Origin of the sequence: Absiella sp. AM09-50 (genome assembly GCF_003433845.1) — a bacterium.
GTDB lineage: Bacteria > Bacillota_I > Bacilli_A > Erysipelotrichales > Erysipelotrichaceae > Hoskinsella > Hoskinsella hominis.
The window spans coordinates 32038-48496 of the sequence record NZ_QVFI01000012.1 but is presented as its reverse complement, the minus strand read 5'-3'; the positions used below and the strand labels follow the sequence as shown (position 1 = coordinate 48496).

Sequence of the window (16459 nt, the reverse complement as noted above, 5' to 3'; positions counted from 1 at the left end):
GAACAAGTTTTATATTTTTGTATAAGAACATGAACACGCGTTATACTAAAAGCGATTAAGAAAAGGAGAAGCATATGAAAAAATATTGTATGATTATATTATGTTGTCTGATGTTATTTCTGACACCCGTTCATGCCCGTATGAAAAAAGATTTGATTTATATCACTAGTAAGGATCTTCCTTATATATACTTGATTGAAAAGGCTAATTCTAACCACCTGAATGTTTTTATTCTTCCTTCCAACCTTTATTTAAATACATTCTTGAAACAAAGTGATGTTGCCTCTGCTCGTAAATTAATAGAAGAAACTTTCCACCTGTCTACCTCAAAATACGTTTCTATTGATATGAATGCGATTGATCAAGACTTTCATATCAAGAAGAAAGATTATAACTTATCCACCATGGATGGCATTACTGCTTATTTTATGGACGCAAAAAAAGAAATCACCATATCTGATATCCTGAATTATCAGCGTTATATCGATAGTGATCTCTCTTTTTCAGATGATTATGAATTTTATAAAATGTTCTCGCATAAAGTAACGATTGATTATATTTATCTTCCTTATATGCAAGTTGATGGTATTAGTATTCCTTTGACCTTAGATATCTAAAGGATGTTTCTTTACATATGACAAAATACTTTCATAATCTTGTAAAACATCAATTTCGCTCCAATAATGACCTGCGATATCCTGAACATAAATATCACGTTCGCAAATCATAGAATATAATGTATTTTCCCACCAAAGCTGGTAATCCCCATCATGTACCAGCTTTTTTAAACGCTCATTCACCACTGGCAGCAGTTCTTTTCTAACCTTTGCTAATCCAACATATTCACTATCTCGCTCATCCTCGTGTAATTCTTTTCCATATGCCTGTAGACATTCATTTTCACATCGAAAGAAATAATCACCGCTTAACTTTCTAGAGCTGTCTGCCAATAAAACCACATCTCTTGTTTCCTGAATGAGTATATCCAGAATATCCTGTTGCCAGAATACATCCGCATTGGCAAGAATGAGATCTTCTCCCTTCAAAAGTTCTTCTCGTGCAAACCATAAAGACGCAATACTGTTTGTGACTTTATAAAACGGATTTTCATAAAAAGTAACTGGATAATCCTTTAAAGCTTCTTTGATGAGATATCCTTTAAATCCAAGACAGATGACAACATCTATATGATTTTTCAACAGTAATTCTACGGTATGTTTGATCAGTGGACCATTTCCAATATTCAGTAAACTCTTTGGTTCATTGGTTTTTGTGGATATTCTGGTGCCCATACCTGCTGCCATTAAGATTGCCTTCATGCAAGTGCCTCCTTTAGATATCGTAGTAAGATATCATAATCTTCTAAACAAAGATTTCCTAAATGCCCGATACGAAGCATTTTATATTTTAATTCTCCACCATTTGGCGTTACATAGATATTTGCCTTATCTTTTAGATATTGATAAACTTCTTCAGCATTATGATCTGGCAATATGATAGGCGTCAAGGTATGACTGAGTGGATATTTAGGAATATTCACAGGAAGTTCTTGGACTTGTTTTCGAAAATACATTGCTTTTTTCTTCGTATCTAATAACACTTGATCCACACCACATATATTTATTTGATGAATCCGTTGAGCCAGTTCCAATAATATGCCAACCGCAGGTGTATTGGGTGTCTGCCCGCGTTTCATATTTTCCACATGTGTTTTGATACTAAGATACATACATGTATCATCTTTGGGTTCTATCATTTTTTCATAAAATGTATCTGTGAATGCAAGCATAGAAATGCCAGGGCCACATGCCAGAGCTTTTTGTGAAGATAGTATGGCACAGTCAATACCATAACGTTCCATATCAAAAGGATCACTTAAGAAGGAAGATATCGCATCTACGATGAAGTATAGTCCATGTTTCTTCGCAAAAGCACTTAAGACATCTATAGGATATAACTGCCCTGTACTGGTTTCATGTATATTCACAAGCAAGGCATCATATTGTGTACCATCTATGTTTTTCAACATATCTTCAGAAAACGCCTGAGGAAATGGTACTTTGATTTCATCATATGGAATATGATAACACGCACAAAGCTTCACAAAGCGATCCCCAAAGGAGCCTCCATTGATGATCAATACTTTATGATGTGATTGAAAGCAGCATGCCACTACACTTTCCATTGCGGCACTACCACTGCCTGTCAAAAAGACAACCTTTCCCTGTTTCAGATGCAAAAGCATTTTTAACTCTTTTTCCATTAGTAACATCATATTTGAAAATTCTTGATCTCTAAAATATGGCAATTGTTTTGATGCAATATCTAAGGTTTCATCAAACATTTGAACTGGTCCAACCGTAAAAAGTTTCATAATAATCTCCTTTTTGTTCATTTTTAGTCATTATATACCCACCTTTGACACAATTCAACTATTGTTTTTATAATTTAATGTTCATTATTATAAAATTAAAAATAATTTTTGAACGATATATACACACATCAAAAAACTTTTTGCAAAAAAAATAAAAAAAATTTAAAAAATAGCTTGCATTTTTTTCAAAATGTAATATAATATCAGAGCAACAAGTTAGTGAGGACACTTGCTGGTGATGTTGGAATTAGTACTCTATATGGTTCCGTAGCCAAGTGGTAAGGCAATAGACTGCAACTCTGTGATCATCGGTTCAAGTCCGATCGGAACCTCCAAAAAATGTGGGGTCGTGGCGAAATAGGCAGACGCAACGGACTTAAAATCCGTTGGGAGTTAATCCCGTGTGGGTTCAAGTCCCACCGTCCCCACCATTGACAAATGAAAGTCTTTGAAAAAAGACTTTTTTTGTATGTTCTCTTGAACCCTAACAAAGGCATTCTCAATTTTATGAGGAATGCCTTTTACTTTAATTGTTGTATCATGCACCATCAATCGTATAACTTTTATGTTTCACATAATCGTATAAAGCTGCTTTATATTGATTGTTTTTATTTGGATACTTATAAAGAATATACTGATTATTCAAGATTTTAAATGTCGCATTATTCGATATATCTGGTATCTTAAACTTTTCATTTGTTTTCAAGTCTAAGATATACACACCTTTATTATCGTTATATGCTAATTTTTGTTCAAAAACACTAAATCGGTTTATTTTCTCATCAGATACTTTCTTCATTGATCCATCTTCAATGGAATAATAATATAGTTTCTCTTCATCATCTAAGTTTTTGAAAAACATCCCTGCAGAAGTCATTTGAAAATCATCAACCAGTTTCTTAAAAACGAAAGATGTTTTTCCCTTTACAATATCATATTTCATCATATTACTTTTAGCATCTGTATAATAAAGATTATCTCCTTGGATAGACACATTATAATAATCCTTTATGATTTTCTTTTTTGTATGGGTTCTTAAATTTACTTGATCAATAGATGAATCTCTTAGAATAAACAAATTTTCCTTATCTAAAAGAAAAGCTTCCGGATAATCCCCAGAATTCTTCATATTATATAATTTATTGAAAAACGGTACGATATTACTACTTTTTTCATGATAATCATTTTCCGAATATATCTCAGATTCATGATTTGTTTTCTTATCTCTTTTTATGATAGAAAAATTAAAATGTTCTTTCATTCTCAAATAATAAACATTTCCATTTACCGGCACCACAAATTTTATTTCACTATCATAGAAACTATGTAATATATCATGATCAAAACCTTCCATGCTATTTGTATCTATATGATAAGTATTATATGTTTGTAGCCTGCCGTTGTTTATAACTATTGGCATATATAATTCATTCTTATTGATTTCATCCTTTGTAACAGGAGTAAAATTATATAACTGCATAGCATCTGTATAATCCCCACGATTTGCCATACAACCAAACAGAGCAAAAACAATGATAAGAATAGATAATTTCTTAATCCTTGTTAAAACATTTATTCTTTTATTATTTAATAATCGTATAAACAACACAAACAATATAATTGCAAAAATGATAACTACGCATTGTTCAAAACTGGTAAATTTAGAAAACACTTGAATATCTCCGCTATTTATACTATCTCTTAGATAATTCTGTGGACATGTACTTCCCCACAAGGGAAAGAAATATATTCCTTTCTTCGCACTAAATAATACAGGAGGCAATAGAATGGCAAAAATGGATATGCCAAAAAGTGAAGATAATTTTTTAATTCTATTTGACAAAAATGAGAAAAATAAAGCAATTAAATAATAGCCTAATGTTTTCATCACAAATATAATCAGATACATTTGTCCTATATTGATGAATAAGTTACTTGAGGAAAAATCTTGTAGACTTTGGATAGGATACGAGAAATGCAATGCACCTATATCCACATGAATCAGCCACATCGTCATCAACTCACTAAGTACACTTAATCCACAAACAATGAAAAAAAGAATCCATAGTTTTGATTTTCGTGTATATGTTTTACCAAGACTGGTTGTATCAATAATGCAATCCATTTCTGTATCGTGATCAACAAAAAAAGTCGCAATGGATAAGATAATCAAAAAGAATATAAAAAGATAATCATCATCTTGCTCCAACAACATTTTATCCGATTTTTGATTATATAATATTCGATATGGCTCTTTCATACTATTTTGTGATATACATTGATTTTGGATAAGTCCGATTGCCGTTGACTCGTTCACCAAAGAGTCATTTAACTCCATCAAGTGTTGATACATTTGATAATCGATTTTTTTATCCACATAATCTTTTTTTGCATTTCCTACTTGATCTCTTAATTTTTCTATTTCAGCATTTTTCTGATCAATATATTTTTGTGTTTTATCTGTAATAGAACCTTCCACTTGTTCCATATACTGAAAATAATAATCCTTTGTTCCTGCATTATCAAATTTTCCAAGCGCTTCTATATTCGGCGATATTATAAAATAATGCAAGATTAAATAAGCAATCACAAATAAAATGACATGTTGTTTAGTGATAATTTTTTTGAATTCCCATTGGATAATGTGAAACATGTTTCTCACTTCCTCTCTTTTTCGCAATCTTATACATAATGATTGATATACATATAAACTCAATCAATATACCTATAAAATATACGATGATTGATGGTAAATAGGTATGAAAAATAGAAATCATTTGATAACTGTATAAGGTTTGTTTTAAATCAACAAAGTGAAACGGATTGAGAAACACTTGATTAAAATATAGCAAAGCAAAGATAATGACAAAAGATGTGACGATCGATATCAAAACTTTTTTATTTACCAAAGAGCATAAAGCAATGATATAGACAGTGATGAATAAACATATCAATTTTGTAAAAATAGATAGCATATCAAATGCAAGTATCGTACAGGAAATGGAAGAATATTGATAGTTTGGCAAACTGTATATAGGATTCAAAAAACCTTCTAAGATATCTATTTTATGATAAACTGCAAAATCTTCTAGATAGAACAATAAACAAAATAACATAGTCAAAACCATAGCTGCCATGATTCTTGCCAGAAACAACTGCCTCCCACCTAATTTTGTTGTATATAATATTTGATGATACTGATACTCCATATCTTCTGAAAATATGCCAGATACAAAAATCAACAGCAGCAAAATGATCATAAACGTAGAAAAATCATGAGCCAAATAATTTGTCATATTTGTCGTTTCATAGTATTCACTAACGCCTCTATTTGTAAAGGTATCTATAAATTTTTTATTCAATGAAATATCTTCAGGATTTTTATAATAAGAAAGATTATCCTTAGCTAGTTTTAATGCATTACCAATCTGATCATTATAATTTATGATATATTGATAATCTTTTAAAAATCGTTTAAACAAAGTTCTATCGCCAAAGACAAATCCTGTGAAATATTTGACATCCGGCTTTTCTGTTTCATAATTTCCCTTTTCGACAAGATCATTTACTTTTGTATAACAGTTAAAAATATAGTCATATTTTTCTTGTGTAATTTCACCTTTAATTTTCTGATATACTTTAAATTTACCATTCATATATTGATTTGAACTATTCATTTTATCATTTGTATATATCGCAAACGCATTTAATAATAATCCAAATATCAAAACCACCAGCATAACCTTGTTTCTAAATATTTTTTTGATTTCAAATTTTACAAGTGCTATCATTGAACATCACCAAAATAATACATATACAAATCTTCTAATCTTGGCTTGATTTGTATTGCAAAGGCGGCTGGTTTTTCATCACTTATAATTTTGATATGCACTTTATCTTCAATCCAATATGCTTCTAATACAGGATATTTGGTCAATAATTCATCAGTATTTTCTTTTACATCTTCAATTTCCCATATTTTATTTTCAATATATTGAAAAACAGTTTCTCTTTTTTCATCTAATATAACTTTGCCTGATTTCAACAATATGATATTCGTTGCGATTAATTCCACATCCGATACGATATGTGTCGCAAAAATCACAATCGTATTTAGCGATATATTTTTTATAACATCACGAAAACGTATTCGTTCTTTTGGATCTAAACCTGCCGTTGGCTCATCAACAATCAATATGCGGGGATGATTGATAATCGCCTGTGCAATTCCTAGTCTCTGTTTCATTCCCCCTGATAAAGCTTTAATTTTCATATTTTTATCATCCCATAAATTTACTTCATGTAATACTTCCGATATTCGCTCTTTTATTATATTTTTCTTTAAACCCTTTAATGTCGCAATATATAATAACATTTCATACACACTGAAATTTTTATAAAAACTAGGATATTGTGGTAAATATCCTAATATTTCATATAGCGATTCCATCTCCATATTTTGATCATCATAATATTTTATAGAACCTTGTTGATAGGTAATAAGTCCAATAATGGAATAAATCAATGTTGTTTTCCCTGCACCATTGGGTCCTAACAATGCATAAATACCATTCTCCATTGAAAGAGAAACATTATCTAAAGCTACTTTATTTTTATACTTCTTCGTAAGATTTTCTATTACAAGTTTCATATGTCCTACCTCACACGCTTTTTATGTTCAAGATGTTTTTTTGGTCAGATCTATCATAAACTGCTTGAAAATACAAACCATATTTATCTGAGTAAAAATCAGTCAAATAATCTAAATATTTATATTTCCCGGAATCATCAAAATCTTTGATATCTTTTCCATCTTTATATATCGAAGATATATAAGTTTTATACTTATTGTCCTCTGTTAGATAAATATCATGTGCAATAAAGATATGCTTACTGCATGGCTTTACATCATATGATGCCGACTTCACTTCATGTTTTTCAAATGTAGTACCATTTAACTCTAATACATAATTTTTAGGCTTATCCGTATCTCGGGTATCTTTTCTATCTGTGACCAAAGCAATATCATTCCCATATTTAAACTGAATATAGTTCAAGATATGATTATCAATCTTACCACTTGATATATTGATTGTCCCATAAGAGCCAACACTTCTTTCCTGCTTATTTGGTATCAGTGTTTGTCCTACGAATGCAATCGTATTATCATCTGTAACAGCCATAGCACTAATCATTGTCAATTCATCAGGTTTCTCATATTCTGTAATGACCTTTTTATCATTTGTTTGAACATCCATTTCCATCAGATTTTGCGTCATATTATTATTTATACTATAATACAGCTTTTTGCCATCTTTACTTAAAGCCATAGGGTTGTTGTAATAAGACTGCCTTTGATCTGCACTATTTGGCGCATCAATAGTTTGTTTTAAGTTTAAATCATCATCATAAATACTAATATCATCTGTCGTTGAAGTGTAAAACCCATCATTTAAGAAACCGATAAACCCATGAACTCCGTCATATTTTAACGGCGTTTTTGTTTCCGTAAATGTATTAGATTTAAAATCATACTTTCCTGCATAATAATCTCTGCCTTTATTTCCGATTACAAGCATGTCATCTGGGGTTAATTCATAAAATTCAATAATACTATCAAATCTATTTGCAAATTGTGATTGAATGGAAGATATATCGATTCCATCTTTTGACTTTACCGGTTTATCTGCATTTGTATTGATACTTGAACATGAACCAAGTAACAGCATAACAGCTACACAACACAGTACATTTATTTTCCTAAGCATTTGGATTACTTCCTATCATAAGTTTGTCTGATTGTTCAACTGAATTTGTTATATTTTTTGTATTTTTTGGCGCAAACACAACAAAAAAGTTTTTATATTTTTTTATTTGTTTAGGCAGATCTATTGTCATTGAACTGAAATAACCTTTCGTTGTTTCAAAAGAATAGTAACAGTTGTCTGAATCATATGGATGTCCATCCACAAATAAATACATATTATATTCACCATAACCTCCTGTTGCCTTAATCTCAACTTTTTGATCAGGATTTATATAATTTTGTATTTTCTTTCCATTTTGAAATAAACTAATTTGCATTCTAGGCCCCATATCATCTAAGCTCTTTATATTCATTTCCTTTAAATCCGCTTCTGTTACTTGTGTTTTCTTAATATTTTCCATTGCTTTATCTTCGATAGCCGTATACTTGTCATCATCTTTACTTACAACTTTCATTATTGAAGTTGGCAATATGGAATGGTTGACTTTATATTCTTTTAATTTATCTACAGGAATAGGATTTAACACTCCAGCAAATTCTATTGAATGCTCACTTCCTTTATTTATTTTAAATTCCGGAATCTGAATTTTAAAATCTTTTGTTTCTTTATCTTTTAAAGATAAAACATTCATATCCTTAATTTCATCTTCGATTTTATATTTTTGTAAATAACCATCCATAAATACTAAAATACCATAATCAAGATGATTTCCTTTACACTGTACTTCAAATGTAAAATCATGTAAATCTAATAAGTTAAAATCACCTTTATGATGATCTTTCATACCTAGACTAACATTATATAATAACTTTGTTTTATTTGAATCTTCCTGTTTTGTATTTATCTGATTAGGTTTAGAATCTGTTTTACTAGAACATCCTGTTAAAGCTAAAATAAGCGTAAATACCATTAATATAATTTTTTTCATTTTTTCCACACTCTTTCTATAAAATAATGAAAAGGCTGGATTTTATCCGGTCTTTTCAAATGATGTTTTAGGCTTGTGTTTCAGTGTAAAAGGCACCCGAATCGGTATCTCTAAATTCATGTGTACCGAAAGCTAAACATGTATTGTTGTAGATGCTAGCACGTTGTGATTGTAAGAAATCCCAATCATAGTGATAACTAGTACCACTATGTCCAAGACCTCCTGAGTTATAATACACGTTACCTGAATTAGCATCTTCAACAGTTAATCTTACGCCAACAAAATTGACATTAGCTTCAATCCACTCCTAACTTTATCATTATTCCAACATCACGACCTCTTTTTTAGAAAGTTAAACCTTCTTATGACTACCGCTTCCTTTCCAGTAGAAATCGTTTTATACTTGTACTATAATTGCCAAAACAGCATTTAGCAATAAAATCTACATATGATGCAAAAACCTTACACAAGTGGTAATAGGAAACTATTAAAAAAGCTTATTTTGTGTTATAAAATAAGCTTTTTTATATATTATTGCTTCTGTTGATGTGCTAGATTTTCCTGCATAAAAGTCTTTTTATATCCTCTGGATAAAGGGATGTGCTCATTATTTGTTAAGATGATATCATTTTCCTGAAAACCAGCTACATAATTTAAATCAACAAGAATCGACTTATATGATTGACAAAATGGAAGTCCTTTTAATTCATTCATCCAATATTTCAAAGGATAATTCATTGATATTATTTTACCGTTTTCTAAGTGTAACTGTGTTTTTCTAGGGGATGATATAAATTCTATATAGAGAATATCTTTATAATATATTTTTTTAGTTATATTTCCTTCTGTATAAAGAAAGCCACCACTGAAAAAAATAAAGTCTTTTATGAGTTGTTCTAATTCCATATCAAATTGGTTTTGATTCAATGGATTTAAAAGATATCTATCCATATAAGCTTGATATCCATCAATTTTGTAATGTGAGTAATTCGTGATGAAAGTTAATATGATGTTATGATTTAAATGATGAATCATAGTGCCTATATCAATACTACTTATTTGTTTCAGCTTTATATCAAGAAAAATAATATCTGAATCATATATTTCATTACATAAATCTTCGGTTTTTGAAACTAAGATAATGTTACATTTGACATTTTTTCTCATGAAAAAATTTTCAATATTCTGTTTTAAGTTATTGAAATCATCCTTCTCGTTATAAATCACTATTTTCATTTATATATCACCTTTATTTTTATCGGTTTCATTTGCATTTTAATACTTTTTTTGATATATGTCAAAAAGATGAATCTTTATCGATTCATCTTTCTAATATTATTTCTTCTCTGCTTTTCTTTTTCTATTCACCATGATAACGATAGCACCACCTGATAATATTGCAAGTGTAAACAACATACCAGCTTGTGTATGATCTCCTGTTTCTACATTTTCTGTTTTGTTTCCAGAAGTACCATTTGTACCGTTTTGTCCATTTGTGCCGTTTTGTCCATTTTGTCCATTAGATCCATTCTGACCATTATTATCTGGTTTTTTATTTACTGTCACAAGTTGACGAATTGCCTGATCAAGTTTTGTATATGCTTCATCAATTTCTTTTTGTGTTGCATCTTTTTGATCCATAATCGTCTGTGCGTTTTCAATGGCATTTGCCAGAGCCTTCCAGCTTTCTGCTGTATATGCATTCTTATCTTTGGCGATTGCTTCATTTAATTTTTTAATAAGGGCATCTTTATCAACAGAAACTTCTTCTTTCATGGATAACTTATTCATTGCATCTTGTAATGTTTTTAATGCTTCATCTACTTCAGCCTGGGTAGCATCTTCATTGTTTAATACAGCTTGTGCTGCAGCAAGTGCTTTTTCAAAAGTTTCTACACTTTCTTTTGTATAAATAGAAGTGTCTAATACTTTTGCGTCCAGGATTGCTAAATGTAATGCTGTTTTATTTTCAGCTTTTAATGTTAAGGAAGCTATTGCATCCTGTAAATTTGCAAGTGCTAAATCTACATCATATTGTGTAGCATCTTTATCATCTAATACTGCATTTGCTTTTTCAAGTTTCTTCATCACATTTGCATAGCTTTCAGATGTATAAATATCTTTATTTAAATCTTTTGCGATTGTAACTTCTTTTTCAAGTGAAGCCTTGATTACAGTTACTTCTTCAGGTGCAATTTCTCTTGGTGTTGTTAAACGAAGTTCTGCCGCAGAAGCAAATTGATTTGGTTGCTTTCCACCAGATGATTCTACCTTCAAACGTACATTAGTTACATTTTTGATTGCATCAAATGAGAACTTCTGCCATCCTTCTTTTGTTTCAAATACACCAGATTTTTCCACAACATTCTTTGTGCCATCTTCTTGTGTAATGATTAATTTAAAGTCTTTGATTGCGCCGTTGCCAGTTCCACCAGGTCTTGCCATATAGCGTAAACCATCAATTGTTGTTGGTTCTTTAAAGTCAAACTGCATCCATGCATTATCCAGATTAGTTTCACCCCAATTGGTATGCCAGTAAGTACTTGGATCATTATCACTTGCGTATTCTTTTGGTCCTTCACTGCCTTGATCTGGCTGTTCACTACCAACACTTACCTCATATGCATTTGTGTCAATATCATAAGCATCTGTGAATTCATTTCCAGGTGCACTTTGCATATAATTGTCTAATGCGCGAAGCATCATATATGCTTTCGCATAATCTTCTTCTGTCACAACATCTTTATTTAACAGTACTTTTGCCTGTGTTAATGTTGTTTGATAAATCTTCCATGCTTCATTACTGAAATCTTTTTGCTGATATTTATGTTCAACTTCATCAAGCTTATTTTGTGCTTCTTCTTTGGTAAACGTTTCTTTTACTTTTTCTACGCTTAGATTATCCAGAATAAAGTCTTTATATCCACCGAAATTTTCTTCTGCACTAGAGCTTACATTTTGTGTATCTGCTGCTTTATCAGTAGAATAGATACCAAACCAGGAAGTTCCATCTAATGCTCCTGTTAATTCAAATTCATAAGTAGAAGTTGTTCCTAATGCTTTCTTTAATGGCTGTAAATCAATATTTCCAGTGCCAAATTCTCCATGACCGATTGCGACAGCATATGTACCATCACTACCTGCCTGATAATCAAAGCTAATCTTATAGGTAACACCTGGTTCAAAACGTACGTTTTGTGGAATTGTCTGATAAATCAAAGTATTATATTCAGATAACCCATTGATCTTTACAGACCAGTTGCCATCTAATACATCATCTATCTTCTTTACATCCCAGCCAGCTTGTGTATATGGTGCATTTTTTTCAGATAAGTGAATATGATTGTCCTCTACATTTTCACTACCTCCAATTACAAATGGATAAATACCCTGTGCGTTGTTTTCAAAATCATTTGTAAAGGATACAAGTTTTCCATTTTCATCTACTTTAATATTCTTTGAAGAATTTTCTACGACACGAATATCATCAAAATATGTATCGCCTTCACTGCCTGCATGTTGAAGTGTCAATTCTACCTTACTGCCATCTTTTGGTGCTGTAAAGAATACATACATGTTCTGGAAATAGCTGTTTCCATCAACAGTTGAAGAATTCGTATTATGCGTATATGCTTTTACATAGTTTTTCGCAATACTTTCTTCTGTATAGTTGCTGGTTAGTACTTTGCCGTTTGCGGTAATCGTTGCACTTGCTTTTCCTGCGCTACGATTATCTACACCAACATATAATGCGTAATCTTTGCCAGGTTCTAAATCTGTTAATGTCTGTGTAGTAGAAACTTCACCAGATAGCTTTAACATTGGATTGCTGTGCTGGCTCTTTGCGATTGTTGCTTCTCCATCACCTGTAATCTTCCAGTTTTCTTTCAAGCTTTCTAAGCCACCATTGAAGCTAGCATCTACGATATGCATGCCTTCACTCCACTTCACATTGATTTGGCTTTCTTCGCCTTTACATACAACATAAGGTGTCTGTGCTTGGGCTTCAAGTGTGATTTTGCCATCAATGACATCAACTTGTTTTTCTTCCTGTTTCCCTTGATCAGTTAATTTATAAACTGTTACATTGCTTAAAGATTTCCAGTTTTCTGGTAATTCCCAACTTGTTGTACCACCTTTGGTATTCCAGTGATATAGTTTTTCATTATTGCTTTCCACAAATTCACCGCTTTGTGCATCCCATAGCCATGGTAATAAATAGCTTTCATTTCCACTATTCTGATTTCTACCATCACCTGGTGTTACACTTCCCTGTGCCACAACTTTACCATTGAATGTCATGGTACGATAACGATAATCTGCACTGCTTTGATCATTTGATTTTCTAGCTAATACAAGTGTATTCCCTTTATCATCCTGTAAGGTGATTTGTTCATTTCCATTGTTAATATCCCGATCTTGTACAGATGTATGATCTAATGGATTATTCACCCAGCTGGATACTTTAAAGTGCTGGATAAATTTTGTGGATAAATCATGGGTATATAGATTTTTGATATATGCATCATAATCATTTCTTCCCTGCCATCCTTCAAAATCTTTCATATTGTAGCCACCAAGAAGTGGAGCATTTGCGGCACCGCCATAACTTGGGAAATCACCAACCCAGCTATCCTTTTGATGGTTTCTTAAGAAACGCATTACCTGAGAGTTTTCACCTTTTGATGTAGAATCACCATATGTTAAATCGGCAGCCCAGTGCTGGAATGTAGAATCATATTCATTACCTGATCCCCATTCAGTTGTCATACGCCATCCATTATCATTGATCATTTTTGACATCTTACGTGTTTCCCATGAATCTTCAACATCACCTGATGTCAGGTTTCCCCATACATCCAGATAGATAAAGTCCATGTTATCGCCGACTTTTGATTTAAGATCCGCAAAACGTTTTTCTCTTGAACCACTTGCTAAATCGTAAATACCATCAATACCGATACCCTGATCTAACCAGTTCCAGCCATATCTTAAACTGCCATCGCTCTTTCTTCTTACCAGATTTTCATTAAAGGCTTTCGCTTCCGGATACATTTCAGAAGCATTCACATGAACACCAAAACGTGCACCATATGCTTTTCCTTTTTCCATCAGGGTGTTCATATCTTGAGCACCACCTATACGTTTTCCAATATCGCCATAATCAGGATGTCCAGAATCATGTCCTTCATTACCATAACCTTTTAATAAGACAGACTGTCCTAATCCATCAGTATGTAAAGCAACACGTTTTACATTATCCAATGTTGTAAGGAATGGGTTTTGTGCCTGTCCACCAAAGTTCATCGCAATACGCCATGCCACAAGTTCTGGTACTTCTTCACTCTTGTATGGATTATTCATGATTTCTCTGAATGCAATGGCACCATCCTGCCAGTTTACTTTTTGATCATTATTTGAATCACCAGTAATGGTAATTGCCATCTTTGGCATTTCTGTTTCATTTACCTGATAATTGTTTCCTTTAGAATCAGATACAACACGATGATAATACCAAGGTGCACTAGCTAGTCCCAATGATTTATATGTACCTTCATCACTTGTTGTTGCTAAGATTCTTGTATTCTGACTGCCACCATATACTGGTGCTGCCACAGCACGGCCTTCATGTTCTGAATTACTCCACATGCCGGCACTTAATTCATTATTTGATATGAATGCATACATATAATCACGATTTTTAATATCCTCCATATCACTTGTGATATTAAAGTTTTCATCTCCGGTTTTATTAGTATTACTAGACATAACTGCGCCAGTAAAGTTTGCGCCCTCTTGATTGCTGCGCATAGATACTAAGCTGTGATCTGGAATTGCGATCGTTTGTATAGGATAATCTGCTTCACTTAAATTGTTTTGAATATCTGTGATTTCAAAGAATAATTTATTAGCTTCTACACGTATTTTTGCGCTCACAACTGCATCGATATGTTTTTCTTCATTCTTTACATTCATTGTATATGTAGCGGAAACATCACCTTTTACTAGCGTAACATCTTTATCTGATAATGCCACATCCACACCATTGATCGTAACAGTATTGATTCTTTGTGTCTGTCCATACATCACTTTATCCTTCATGGATCCTGAAGTCATGGTATATTTACGAACAGCTGGGAAGTTTTCATACAATTCTACAGCCATATCTCCAGTTTCTAACTGGAATGTTTTAGCGGCTACTTCTTTTGCGACCTGAATAGGGGCGCTGAATGTATAATTTTCATCTTTGATTTCAATTGTTCTGATTTCTTTCTGATAATCTTCTTTAGTGACAACCACATCATATTTTCCATTGATAAATTTATCTTCAAATACAAATTCACCATTTTCGTTGGTTGTTTGTTTTTCTTTACCAATTGTAACACTTGCATTTTCAATTGGCTGATTATCTTCATCTACAACTTTTCCTGAAATCGCATAAGTATTAATCACTACACTTTGTCCAGTATATTCCATATTCTGCATATAGATATCACTTACTTGACTTCCAAAAGAACCAGCTTTGATTCCAATTTTCCCTGACAAGTCCATGTCAGAATAATCTACTGCTTCAGGAAATACTTCATTGTTATTTACGATTAAACTTACTTTTTTATCAGCTGTCCATTCCATTTTCACAGTAACTTCTTCACCTTTATTAGGTGCAGCAACACGTCCACCTGTATACCAGGCGCCATCGCCATCTTTATATTTTTGCCAGAACCATCCACCAGCATCATACCCTAAGAATAAGCCATTGCCTGGATCTTTGTATCCAAGATAAAAACCAAAACGAGTACTTCCTGCATCACTGCCAGCTTTTAACTTTGTGCTAAAATAGCCTGGTTTTGAAAAATCAAAAGTTTCCCCATTAACAAATACAGCTGGATAACCATTTTTATCGCCTGCACTATTTCCATTCTTTTCAGATGAAACCATGTGCAGCCAACCATCATTTATTTCACATGTTTCTCCACCTTTTTGAGTCGCCTCATCAATTTTCCAATTTGCGTAAATCCCGTCTTTTTCCTCCGCAGTCAGATTTCCCTGCGCTTTTGTTTCCTGTAAACCTTCTGCCATAATGTTGACCAATGAATTTGGCACAACAGATGTCATGGTAACACCCAGCGAAACAATCACTTTCATTCCTTTTTTCACTACGAAATATCCTCCTTGTTTCTTAACTTATGAAAAACATGGATATCATAAGTTCACTACGTTCATAATTTTCATGTTTCTCATGCATACGTTTCGTACGCCAACTATGATACATTGAAAGCGCTTAATCTGTACATATTGATTATTGCTTTCGTTTTTATACATATTGTTATGAAAATTGCGTCATATACATAGCAAGATATATAAAAAATAAATAAACATTTCACTAAA

Annotated in this window: 10 protein-coding genes and 2 tRNA genes; 3 read left to right on the top strand and 9 right to left on the bottom strand. The window is 32.1% G+C overall.

Features of this window, described 5'->3' with window-relative positions:
* Nucleotides 1-74 precede the first annotated feature (74 nt).
* Nucleotides 75-617: a hypothetical protein gene (locus DW114_RS11375; RefSeq protein ID WP_117453876.1), complete on the top strand. Its 543-nt coding sequence runs from the start codon at nucleotides 75-77 to the stop codon at nucleotides 615-617.
* Here DW114_RS11375 and DW114_RS11370 read toward each other — a convergent pair.
* Together DW114_RS11370 and DW114_RS11365 are read right to left on the bottom strand one after the other, a co-directional pair.
* The gene (locus DW114_RS11370) at nucleotides 606-1319 is read right to left on the bottom strand and encodes an NTP transferase domain-containing protein (protein WP_117453875.1); all 714 of its coding nucleotides are present in this window, start codon (nucleotides 1317-1319) and stop codon (nucleotides 606-608) included. The two genes, DW114_RS11375 and DW114_RS11370, sit on opposite strands and share 12 nt — an antisense overlap.
* Entirely contained in the window at nucleotides 1316-2374 is a 1059-nt protein-coding gene (locus DW114_RS11365) for a pyridoxal-phosphate-dependent aminotransferase family protein (RefSeq protein ID WP_117453874.1), read from the bottom strand. The genes DW114_RS11370 and DW114_RS11365 overlap by 4 nt, the downstream gene beginning before the upstream one ends.
* A gap of 261 nt (nucleotides 2375-2635) precedes the next feature.
* On the opposite strand from DW114_RS11365, the gene DW114_RS11360 reads away from it, so the two are divergent.
* A tRNA-Cys gene (locus DW114_RS11360) sits at nucleotides 2636-2709 on the top strand.
* Nucleotides 2710-2717: 8 nt separating this feature from the next.
* Nucleotides 2718-2805 (top strand) — tRNA-Leu (locus DW114_RS11355).
* A gap of 107 nt (nucleotides 2806-2912) precedes the next feature.
* Here DW114_RS11355 and DW114_RS11350 read toward each other — a convergent pair.
* From DW114_RS11350 to DW114_RS11320, 7 genes are all read right to left on the bottom strand, one after another.
* Entirely contained in the window at nucleotides 2913-5027 is a 2115-nt protein-coding gene (locus tag DW114_RS11350; protein ID WP_117453873.1) for a hypothetical protein, read from the bottom strand.
* Nucleotides 4984-6165, bottom strand: a complete 1182-nt coding sequence (locus DW114_RS11345; protein WP_117453872.1) for a hypothetical protein — start codon at nucleotides 6163-6165, stop codon at nucleotides 4984-4986. The genes DW114_RS11350 and DW114_RS11345 overlap by 44 nt, the downstream gene beginning before the upstream one ends.
* The gene (locus DW114_RS11340; RefSeq protein ID WP_117453871.1) at nucleotides 6162-7025 is read right to left on the bottom strand and encodes an ATP-binding cassette domain-containing protein; all 864 of its coding nucleotides are present in this window, start codon (nucleotides 7023-7025) and stop codon (nucleotides 6162-6164) included. Before DW114_RS11340 ends, DW114_RS11345 begins: the two co-directional genes overlap by 4 nt.
* Nucleotides 7026-7035: 10 nt before the next feature.
* Nucleotides 7036-8142: a hypothetical protein gene (locus tag DW114_RS11335; protein ID WP_117453870.1), complete on the bottom strand. Its 1107-nt coding sequence runs from the start codon at nucleotides 8140-8142 to the stop codon at nucleotides 7036-7038.
* Complete coding sequence (locus tag DW114_RS11330; RefSeq protein WP_117453869.1) at nucleotides 8135-9070, bottom strand: membrane lipoprotein lipid attachment site-containing protein; 936 nt, start codon at nucleotides 9068-9070, stop codon at nucleotides 8135-8137. Before DW114_RS11330 ends, DW114_RS11335 begins: the two co-directional genes overlap by 8 nt.
* Nucleotides 9071-9601: 531 nt before the next feature.
* Nucleotides 9602-10306: a LytR/AlgR family response regulator transcription factor gene (locus tag DW114_RS11325; RefSeq protein ID WP_117453868.1), complete on the bottom strand. Its 705-nt coding sequence runs from the start codon at nucleotides 10304-10306 to the stop codon at nucleotides 9602-9604.
* A 99-nt stretch (nucleotides 10307-10405) separates the two neighbouring features.
* Entirely contained in the window at nucleotides 10406-16228 is a 5823-nt protein-coding gene (locus DW114_RS11320) for an endo-alpha-N-acetylgalactosaminidase family protein (protein WP_117453867.1), read from the bottom strand.
* Nucleotides 16229-16459 lie beyond the last annotated feature (231 nt).

Coding starts and splice junctions, on each gene's coding strand:
- DW114_RS11375 (WP_117453876.1), top strand. CDS start 75: ATGAAAAAATATTGTATGATTATATTATGTTGTCTGATGTTATTTCTG.
- DW114_RS11370 (WP_117453875.1), bottom strand. CDS start 1,319: ATGAAGGCAATCTTAATGGCAGCAGGTATGGGCACCAGAATATCCACA.
- DW114_RS11365 (WP_117453874.1), bottom strand. CDS start 2,374: ATGAAACTTTTTACGGTTGGACCAGTTCAAATGTTTGATGAAACCTTA.
- DW114_RS11350 (WP_117453873.1), bottom strand. CDS start 5,027: ATGTTTCACATTATCCAATGGGAATTCAAAAAAATTATCACTAAACAA.
- DW114_RS11345 (WP_117453872.1), bottom strand. CDS start 6,165: ATGATAGCACTTGTAAAATTTGAAATCAAAAAAATATTTAGAAACAAG.
- DW114_RS11340 (WP_117453871.1), bottom strand. CDS start 7,025: ATGAAACTTGTAATAGAAAATCTTACGAAGAAGTATAAAAATAAAGTA.
- DW114_RS11335 (WP_117453870.1), bottom strand. CDS start 8,142: ATGCTTAGGAAAATAAATGTACTGTGTTGTGTAGCTGTTATGCTGTTA.
- DW114_RS11330 (WP_117453869.1), bottom strand. CDS start 9,070: ATGAAAAAAATTATATTAATGGTATTTACGCTTATTTTAGCTTTAACA.
- DW114_RS11325 (WP_117453868.1), bottom strand. CDS start 10,306: ATGAAAATAGTGATTTATAACGAGAAGGATGATTTCAATAACTTAAAA.